Consider the following 8,284-nt stretch of genomic DNA (forward strand, 5'->3'; position numbering starts at 1 on the left):
GCCCTGGGCACCGGCGGGGGGCGGCTCTTCCTTCTTGGAGCACGCGCACAGGAGGGCGGCGAGGGCGAGGACCTGGAGGCGAAGCATCATGGCCCGCCTATCTACCAGATGAAGCCGAGCCTTTCCCGGAGTGCATGAGGGCCCGTGTTCCTGCTATGGCCTCTCTCCGTGCAACCCTACGAGCTCATCAAGGCGAAGCGGGATGGTGGCCGGCTGGACCCGGCGGACATCCGCGCGTTCATCCAGGCGTATACGGCGGGGACGGTGGCGGACTACCAGATGGCCGCCATGTGCATGGCCGTCTTCTTCAAGGGGCTGGACTCCCGGGAGCTGGGCGCCTGGGCGCGGGCGATGCTGGAGTCCGGCGAGGTGCTGGACCTGTCGGACACGCCGGGCGTGAAGGTGGACAAGCACTCGACGGGTGGGGTGGGCGACAAGGTGTCGCTGAGCCTGGCGCCCCTGGCGGCGGCCTGCGGCGTGCCGGTGCCGATGATTTCGGGCCGCGGGTTGGGGCACACGGGCGGGACGCTGGACAAGCTGGAGTCGATTCCGGGCTTCAACGTCAACCTGCCGACGTCGGAGTACCGGCGGCTGGTGCGCGAGGTGGGCTGCTGCCTGATTGGGCAGACGGCGCAGGTGGCTCCGGCGGACAAGAAGCTCTACGCGCTGCGCGACGTGACGGCGACGGTGGACTGCATCCCGCTGATTGCGTCCTCCATCATGAGCAAGAAGCTGGCGGAGGGCATCGACGCGCTGGTGCTGGACGTGAAGGTGGGCAGCGGGGCCTTCATGAAGCGCGATGAGGACGCGCGGCTGCTGGCGCGGACGATGATTGGGCTGGGCGCGGAGATGGGGAAGAAGGTGGTGGCGCTCCTCACGGACATGGACCAGCCGCTGGGCCGCAAGGTGGGCAACGCGCTGGAGGTGATGGAGGCGGTGGACATGCTCCGTGGCGAGGCTCCGGAGGACTACACGGAGATCACCTACGCGCTGACGGCGGAGATGCTGGTGCTGGGCAAGAAGGCGGCGACGGTGGAGGAGGCGCGCGAGAAGCTGCGCAAGGTAGTGGAGGACGGCAGCGCGGTGCGCAAGCTGAAGGAGATCGTCCAGGTGCAGGGCGGAGACCCGCGCTCGATTGACGACTACTCGCTGCTGCCCCAGGCGAAGTCCACGGTGGACGTGGTGGCGCCGAGGGACGGGTGGGTGACGGGGATTGATACGGAGGGCGTGGGCCTCGCGGGCGTGGCGCTGGGTGCGGGCCGGCAGCGGGTGGACAGCAAGATCGATCCGGCGGTGGGCTTCACGCTGCTGAAGAAGACCGGCGAGCAGGTGACGAAGGGCGAGCCGGTGGTGCGGGTGCACTACAACGACGCCGGCCCGGTGGAGGGCGTGAAGGCGCGTCTGCTGGCGGCGTACCGGTTCGGGGACGCGGCGCCCCAGGCGCGGCCGCTGGTGCGCGAGCGGGTGGAGTAGTTGCGGACGCAGGGCGGCGCCCCAAGGCTGTGTGCATTATTCCGGGGCGTCGTCCGCCAACCAGAACCAGCGCCCATGACTGCGTAGCGCGCCCGTCAGGAACTCCGAGAAGGAGCCGGCGATTCGCTTGCACTCATGCGGGTTCGGGAATGCCTCTCGGTAACCATCGAGGATGGGATAGCGACCATCCTCCTGCGTTCCCACGTCCAGCAGCACGTAGTTGCTGTCATGCAGTGCGCAGAGGGCGTACCAGGATGCCGGTCCCCTGGAGTCGTCATCCAGGCCTCGAATGGCTACGCGCGCGCGGATGATCTTGGATAGCGGTCGGATGCGAAAAGGCGAGTCGGGCTTCCTGAACAGCTCGGCCCCATCGCAATGCAGATAGAAGGCGCGCAGGTCCGGGTCCAGACGCCAACCCACCCGCTGCTCGAATGCCTCGATTTCGGCGGGCGTCGCCGGTGGATTCGGGAAATGGTGGCGGGATATCTCCGCGAGGAGCTCCCGCATCGCTTGGGGCTCAGTCCGCATAGGGCCTGTCCGGACCTACGACGCTCCGTTGGCAGAAGCTCATGACGTCCTGCCTGCACTGCCAGGGGCCGTAATAGATGGTCGTCTTGAAGCGTCCCTGAGGACTCGCGAGCCAGGGGCCCTCCCATCGGCCAGGAGCGGGAACCGCTGAACCCGTGGTGCCGCAGCCCGTCAGGATGCTGCAAGCCAGGAAGCCGCACGCCAGGAGGGTTCGCAAGAACGCTCTCCAATGCTCTACCGACTGACCGAAGCAGCTCACCTGCCCATGCTCCCATGCCTCATGGCTGCCCGTCAGGGGGCCTCCAGTCATCGCGCGTGGTCAGATGTCCTCGGGCCTCCGCGTCCCTGGCGCGCATGGCTCGAAAGGGGGCTCTCGTGGGAAGCGACGTGGAAGACGCGCCGAGGTGTCCCCGCTGTGGTGGCCCGTTCGGTGAGGCCACCACCGTCGGAGGGAGCTTCTCCGTTCCCTGCCTCGCGTGCGGCTACGTTCAGATGGCCCCCATCTGCTACTTCCCGAGGGCCGAGTCCCTCGCGTATCGCGTCACCATCCGCTGGCCCGGTGCCTCCCCGACGCCCAGGGAGGCGGCCCTGTTGCGGCAGTTCCTCCCCGGGCTCGCGAACCTGCCCATCCCCGAGGTCCGCCGGCGCTTCGAAGGCATGCCGGAGTGGACGTCGGACGACCTCAACAAGGACGACATGCGGAGGCTCCGCGCCGCCGCGGAGGCACGCGGCTTCCCGGTGGAAGTGGTACCGCAAGGAGGGCCGGCGCCACGGGAGCCTCGCCCCGACGCGCGGCTGAGTCTCTACAGTGTCCGGTTCAAGCCCGCGTTCCACGAGGAGGGCTTCCTCTTCCTGCACTTCGGCGAGACCCGGGACAGTCTCACCCTCATCAGCCGGTCACACTCGGAGATGGTCGCCGTCCCCATGGAGCGGGGCATCGAGTTCCTCGACGAAATCGCGGCGCTCGATCCGCTGGGCATTCCCGACACTCCGGCCGGAGGCATCGACGGCATCACCCTGGAGTGCTCCATCGCGGAGGCCCAGGGGACCCGGAAGTTCACCGCGTGGAGCCCCGACCCGTGGCGGCATCCCCGGCAGCACGGCTTCGTCAAGGCACTCCTCCAGCTCGCCAGGGAACGGGTCCTGGCGCCTGGGAGCGTGGCGTACCTGGAGCAGGTCTCCGGCTACCTCAGGGGCGGACCTCGGCCGGGGCCCGGGTGAAGTCCGCCACGCGGTCGTCGAGCAGGACCTGCACCTGGCGGATGACCTGGATGCAGAGCACCGCGGCCACCAGCACGACGAGCTCCAGGGCGATGCCGGCGACCAGCGAGGAGGAGAACGCGGCGCCATCCTGTTCCGCCCGCCGGCTCATCATGTCGCTCACGCGGTTCAGGATGTTCATGGCCACCCACGCCGCCCACCAGCCCTGCAGCAGTCCCGTCCCCGCGGGGCCTCCCAGGTTCCTCCGCAGGTCGCGCACCACCTCGTACGGCTTGATGAAGTTGGCCAACGGAATGAACCAGCACCACGTCGCCCAGGAGATGGATTCCTGGCTCAGGCCCATCGTGGCAGCGGTCTGGATGGACAGGCGGAGCCAGCGCAGGAAGAAGACCGCGCTGAGCACCATGCTCAGGAGCGTCGGAACCGCCACCAGGGCGGCGAGCGTGTCGTAGGTCGTGGCGTCCTCCACCGAGGAGAAGCCGTCCTCGAGTCGGGCGTGGAGCCACACGTCCATCATCACCGAGGCGGCGGCCGTGGCCGCGCGGACCCACAGCATCCTTTCCGCCCAGCGGGCCCGCGGCGCCGCGGACGGAAGCGCCTGGAGCTGCCGCCGCTGGCAGTCGAGGCACACCTCGCTGGTGGGCAGCAGGCAGCGCTCGCAGGCGAACCGGCCGCAGCGCGGGCACGTCCGCTGGGACGGCGCGTCGGGGTGCTCGGCGCAGGCCGCCGCGGGGAGGGGCTCGGGGACGGCAAGCTCGGGCTGCATGGGACGAGCCTACCCAGCGCCTCCAGGCAGGGAAACGGGTCCCGGCCGCCCCGGAAGCCTTGCTCGGCGCTTCACCCGGACGCGGGAACGCGCCATATGTTCGCCCTGACGAGGAGCGGGTCAGGGACGCATGAACCAGGGCGAAGCGCTGTACATCCATCCGGGCGTGAAGGTCCGGCCGTGCGAGTGGGGCTACGGCGTCTTCACCGACGAGTTCATCCCCTCCGGGGAGCTCATCGAGGAGTGTCACTACCTCAAGGTGCTCCACAAGCACGCGCGCATGCCGCCGCTCGACGACTACGTCTTTCAAATCAAGTGGGGCGAGAAGGAGGAGCGCCGCGAGGGAGACTGGGTCGCCCTCGTGATGGGCTACGGGATGATCTACAACCACTCCCAGGAGCCCAACGCCGCGTATTACCGCGCCGTGGACCGCGACCTCTTCTCCTTCTACGCGCTGCGCGACATCCACCCCGGCGAGCAGATCTGCATCAGCTACGGCGAGGACTGGTGGAAGTCCCGGAACAAGGACGTGCCCCGCTGAAGGCGGACCGTGGGCGCGGCTCTCCTACACTCCGGGTGTAACGCTCCGGCCCGGGGTTGGGGAACGAAGTCGGTGAATTTCGGGGACTCCAGTCCCAGAAGGCGCGCGTATGATGCGCCGGCAATGCGGTTCGATGAACAGGTGAGGCGATGAGCGACAAGGCCGAGGACCGGCGCGACTCTCCCCGGGTCCCCATGCGGCTGAGGGTGCGCCGGGCGGGTGGTCTGGGGGACTTCGAGACCCAGGACGGAGACCTCTCGCTGGGCGGTTGTGCCTGGCATGGCTCCGGGATGGAGCCGGGCACGAAGGTGGAGGTGCGCTTCCATCTCCCCATCCTCCCCGACGAGGTCGAGGCCACCGGCGAGGTGCTCCAGGTGACCCAGGGCCCCAAGGGCCCGGCCGCGCACGTGCGCTTCCTGGACCTGCCCGTGGAGGCGGAGCTGGCCATCGCCCGTCATCTGGATGACGTGCTGAGGCAGGGCGGCGGCCGGTAGGTCCCCTCGTCGGGTCTACTGTGCGACCCGCGATTCGAGGAGGAGGACGTCATGGCGAACGACATTCCCTGGGAGCGCCTGTTCGAAGAGGCCGCGCGGGTGCGCTCGCGCGCGCACGTGCCGTACTCGCGCTTCCCCGTGGGCGCCGCCATCCTCTACTCCGACGGCGCCGTGGTGCCCGGCTGCAACGTGGAGAACGCCACGTACGGCCTCACCATCTGCGCCGAGCGCAATGCCTTCGCCGCCGGCGTGGCCCAGGGCCATGGCAAGCCGGTGGCGGTGGCCATCGTCGTGGACACGCCCGAGCCGTGCCCGCCCTGCGGCATGTGCCGGCAGGTGATGGCCGAGTTCGGCGAGTCCGACCTGCCCGTGCGCAGCCGGACGCCCAAGGGCGCCGAGGCGCGCTACACCCTGGGCGAGCTGCTGCCCCACGCCTTCACGAAGGCTTTCTTCTAGCCCTCCAAGAGAGAGGCGAGCACCCCTGTGGATCTGCTCCTGACCGGTGGCACCGTGGTGACGATGAACCGCGAGCGCGAAGTGCTCGTGGGGGCGGACGTGCTCGTCCAGGACGGGCGCGTCGCGAAGGTGGGCCGGGGCCTGAAGGCCCGGGGCTCGCGGCGGGTGGTGGACGCGACGGGGAAGGTGGTGCTGCCCGGCCTCATCCACGGCCACCTGCACGCCTGCCAGACGCTGTTCCGCGGCCGCGCGGACGGGCTGGAGCTCCTGGACTGGCTGCGCGAGCGCATCTGGCCCTTCGAGGCGTCGCACGACGCGGCGTCGCTGCGCGCGTCGGCGGACCTGACCTTCGCGGAGCTCATCCGCTCGGGCGCCACGGCGGCGCTCGACATGGGCACCGTGCACCACTACGACGCCGTCTTCGAGTCCGCGCGCGACTGCGGCTTCCGGCTGGTGGGCGGCAAGGCGATGATGGACGCGGGCGAGGGCGTGCCCCAGGGCCTGCGCGAGAGCACCGCCGACTCACTGGCCGAGAGCCTGGCGCTGCTGGAGCGCTGGCACGGCAAGCACGAGGGCCGGCTGCGCTACGCCTTCGCCCCGCGCTTCGTGCTGTCCTGCACGCCCGAGTTGCTGCGCGAGGTGGCCCGGCTCTCCCGTGAGCACGGCGTGCGCATCCACACCCACGCCAGCGAGAACCGCAAGGAGACGGAGGCCGTCCGCCGCTACACCGGGGGCCAGGACAACGTCGCCTACTTCCACACGGTGGGCCTGTGCGGGCCGCACGTGACGATGGCCCACTGCGTGTGGCTGTCCGAGGAGGAGCGCACCCAGCTGCGCGAGTCGCGCACCGTGGTGTGCCACTGCCCCGGCTCCAACCTGAAGCTGGGCTCCGGCATCGCCGACGTGCGCAGGCTGCTGAATGCCGGCGTGACGGTGGCGCTCGGCTCGGACGGGGCGCCCTGCAGCAACACGCTCGACATCTTCCACGAGATGCGGCTCGCCTCCGTGCTGCAGAACGTCAACCCGGACCACGGTCCCCGGGCCCTGGCACCCATGGAGGTGTTGGAGATGGCCACGGTGAACGGCGCCCGGGCGCTGGGCCTGGAGGACGAGGTGGGCTCGCTCGAGCCCGGCAAGCGCGCCGACATCACCGTCGTGGACACGAGCGGCCTGCACGCCAGCCCCGCACCGGACAGCGTGCTGTCCTCGCTCGTCTACTCGGCCCGGGGCAGTGACGTGACGCACGTCTTCATCGACGGCAAGCCCATGCTGAAGGACGGCGTGCTCACCACGCTGGACGCGGGGACGGTGACGGCCAACGCCAACGCGCACGTGGAGCGCATCCTCCGCCCGCGCAAGCGCGCCCGGGCCTGAGGCCCTCAGACGGGCAGCCGCACCACGAAGGACGTGGACCAGCCGGGCGTGTCCTCCACGGCGACGCGCCCGCCGTGTGCCTCGGCGGCGAGCCGGGAGAAGTACAGCCCCAGCCCGTAGCCCCGGCGGCTGTCCTTCTCGGCATCGCCCTGGATGTACTTGTCGAAGATGCGCGTGCGCGTCTCCGGAGGAATGGGCGGGCCGTCGTTGCGCACGGCCAGCCAGCGGCAGTCCGCGTCCTGGCCGGCCTCCAGCCGCACCCGCCCGCCCGTGGGGGCGTAGCGCAGCGCATTGTTGGCCAGGTTCTCCACCACGCGCACCAGCAGCTCCGAGTCGCCCACCACCTCCAGCCCCGCGGGCGCCGCCACGTCCAGGGTGAGCCGCCGGGCCCGGGCCACGCCGTCCAGCGAGCGGCGCACCTCGTTCAGCAGGTTGGCGGCCACGAAGGGCACCTTGCGCGGCTCCAGGCGGCCCTGCTCCAGGCGCGGCACGTCCATCAGGTCGGAAATCATCCGGTCCAGCCGCGCGGTGACGGCCAGGCCCGTGTGCACCGACTCGCGCAGCACGCCCGTGGACGGCACCTCCTGCTCCATCCAGGACAGCGTCATCGTCAGCGCCGACAGGGGCGAGCGCAAATCGTGGACGAGGAACTGCGTGAGCTGCTCCTTGTCGGCCTGCAGCGCCTGGAGCTCGTCGTTCTTCGCCTGCGCGTCGCGCAGCATCCGCTCGATGGTGCGCCGGGCCTCCTCCACGTCCTGGAAGCGCCGGGCCTCCAGCGCCCGGTCCACCTCGGCGCGGCTGAGGGCCACCGCGAGCATCCGCAGCCGGCCGGGGCCGTAGTGGCTCACCGCCGCCACCATCAGCAGCACCACCAGGGCGATGACCACCGCGCCCCAGCCCACGCCCGCCTGGCGCATCAGCGCGCCCTGCGCCAGCGCGGACAGGAGCGCCGTGCCGAAGACGACGCTGCGCCGCAGCGTCAGCCCGCTCAGCGCCACCACCAGCGCGAACAGCCCCAGGCTGAAGCCCGCCACCCCGGCGGGGAAGGGGGAGATGGGCAGGGCCAGGTGCTGGAGCCCGTACACCAGCGCCACGTCCACCGGCGACTGCACCACGCCCAGCCACCGGGCCACGGGCCGCCGCCGCAGCGCGAACAGGGCCGCCGCCACCGCCACGTACGGCCCCAGCAGGGCCGGGTAGGGCGCCCAGTCCTCGCCTCCGGACAGCCACAGCACGGTGCTGATGGCCAGGAAGAGGGCCGCGCCCACCAGCCGGACGGCCGCTCCCGCGCCGAGCACGCTCCGCCGCTGGGCGTCCACCGCCCGCGTCAGCGCGTCATCGAAGGTGCTCGGGGGGGAAGACGTCGACACGAGGGAATCGGTTTTCCCCGCTTCCTCCTCCCGGGGCAAGTTCCGGATGCGGGGGCGGGCC

The 8,284-nt window shown here is 70.6% G+C and carries 9 protein-coding genes; 6 read left to right on the forward strand and 3 right to left on the reverse strand.

Annotation, left to right across the window (positions count from 1 at the left end):
* Positions 1-168: 168 nt before the first annotated feature.
* Positions 169-1,473: a thymidine phosphorylase gene (locus HG543_RS48750; protein ID WP_169351827.1), complete on the forward strand. Its 1,305-nt coding sequence runs from the start codon at positions 169-171 to the stop codon at positions 1,471-1,473.
* A gap of 36 nt (positions 1,474-1,509) precedes the next feature.
* Here the strand turns inward: HG543_RS48750 and HG543_RS48755 are convergent, their stop codons facing one another.
* The gene (locus HG543_RS48755) at positions 1,510-1,980 is read right to left on the reverse strand and encodes an SMI1/KNR4 family protein (protein ID WP_169351820.1); all 471 of its coding nucleotides are present in this window, start codon (positions 1,978-1,980) and stop codon (positions 1,510-1,512) included.
* Positions 1,981-2,376: 396 nt separating this feature from the next.
* Between HG543_RS48755 and HG543_RS48760 the strand changes: the two genes are divergently transcribed.
* Positions 2,377-3,222, forward strand: a complete 846-nt coding sequence (locus tag HG543_RS48760; protein WP_169351821.1) for a hypothetical protein — start codon at positions 2,377-2,379, stop codon at positions 3,220-3,222.
* Here the strand turns inward: HG543_RS48760 and HG543_RS48765 are convergent.
* The gene (locus HG543_RS48765; RefSeq protein ID WP_169351822.1) at positions 3,191-3,988 is read right to left on the reverse strand and encodes a DUF4328 domain-containing protein; all 798 of its coding nucleotides are present in this window, start codon (positions 3,986-3,988) and stop codon (positions 3,191-3,193) included. The genes HG543_RS48760 and HG543_RS48765 overlap by 32 nt on opposite strands.
* A gap of 130 nt (positions 3,989-4,118) precedes the next feature.
* Here HG543_RS48765 and HG543_RS48770 point away from each other — a divergent pair, with 130 nt between their 5' ends.
* The 4 genes from HG543_RS48770 (at position 4,119) to HG543_RS48785 (ending at position 6,853) form a co-directional block, all read left to right on the forward strand.
* A complete protein-coding gene (locus HG543_RS48770) occupies positions 4,119-4,529 on the forward strand; it encodes an SET domain-containing protein-lysine N-methyltransferase (RefSeq protein ID WP_169351823.1) in 411 nt (136 codons plus the stop codon).
* A gap of 149 nt (positions 4,530-4,678) precedes the next feature.
* Positions 4,679-5,023 carry a PilZ domain-containing protein gene (locus tag HG543_RS48775; protein WP_169351824.1) on the forward strand — a complete coding sequence of 115 codons (345 nt, stop codon included), beginning with the start codon at positions 4,679-4,681 and terminating at the stop codon, positions 5,021-5,023.
* Positions 5,024-5,074: 51 nt separating this feature from the next.
* The gene (locus HG543_RS48780; protein ID WP_169351825.1) at positions 5,075-5,479 is read left to right on the forward strand and encodes a cytidine deaminase; all 405 of its coding nucleotides are present in this window, start codon (positions 5,075-5,077) and stop codon (positions 5,477-5,479) included.
* Between the two features lie 27 nt (positions 5,480-5,506).
* On the forward strand, positions 5,507-6,853 hold the full coding sequence (locus HG543_RS48785; protein WP_169351826.1) for a 5'-deoxyadenosine deaminase: 1,347 nt from the start codon (positions 5,507-5,509) through the stop codon (positions 6,851-6,853).
* Between the two features lie 5 nt (positions 6,854-6,858).
* On the opposite strand, the gene HG543_RS48790 is transcribed toward HG543_RS48785, so the two are convergent.
* The gene (locus HG543_RS48790; RefSeq protein ID WP_343073634.1) at positions 6,859-8,223 is read right to left on the reverse strand and encodes a sensor histidine kinase; all 1,365 of its coding nucleotides are present in this window, start codon (positions 8,221-8,223) and stop codon (positions 6,859-6,861) included.
* Between the last annotated feature and the right edge of the window lie 61 nt (positions 8,224-8,284).

It is taken from the genome of Pyxidicoccus fallax, from assembly GCF_012933655.1.
GTDB lineage: Bacteria > Myxococcota > Myxococcia > Myxococcales > Myxococcaceae > Myxococcus > Myxococcus fallax.

What these genes read in the sequence shown, in the direction of transcription:
- HG543_RS48775 (WP_169351824.1), top strand. Translation starts at nt 4,679, where the DNA reads ATGAGCGACAAGGCCGAGGACCGGCGCGACTCTCCCCGGGTCCCCATG.
- HG543_RS48780 (WP_169351825.1), top strand. Translation starts at nt 5,075, where the DNA reads ATGGCGAACGACATTCCCTGGGAGCGCCTGTTCGAAGAGGCCGCGCGG.
- HG543_RS48755 (WP_169351820.1), bottom strand. Translation starts at nt 1,980, where the DNA reads ATGCGGGAGCTCCTCGCGGAGATATCCCGCCACCATTTCCCGAATCCA.
- HG543_RS48765 (WP_169351822.1), bottom strand. Translation starts at nt 3,988, where the DNA reads ATGCAGCCCGAGCTTGCCGTCCCCGAGCCCCTCCCCGCGGCGGCCTGC.
- HG543_RS48770 (WP_169351823.1), top strand. Translation starts at nt 4,119, where the DNA reads ATGAACCAGGGCGAAGCGCTGTACATCCATCCGGGCGTGAAGGTCCGG.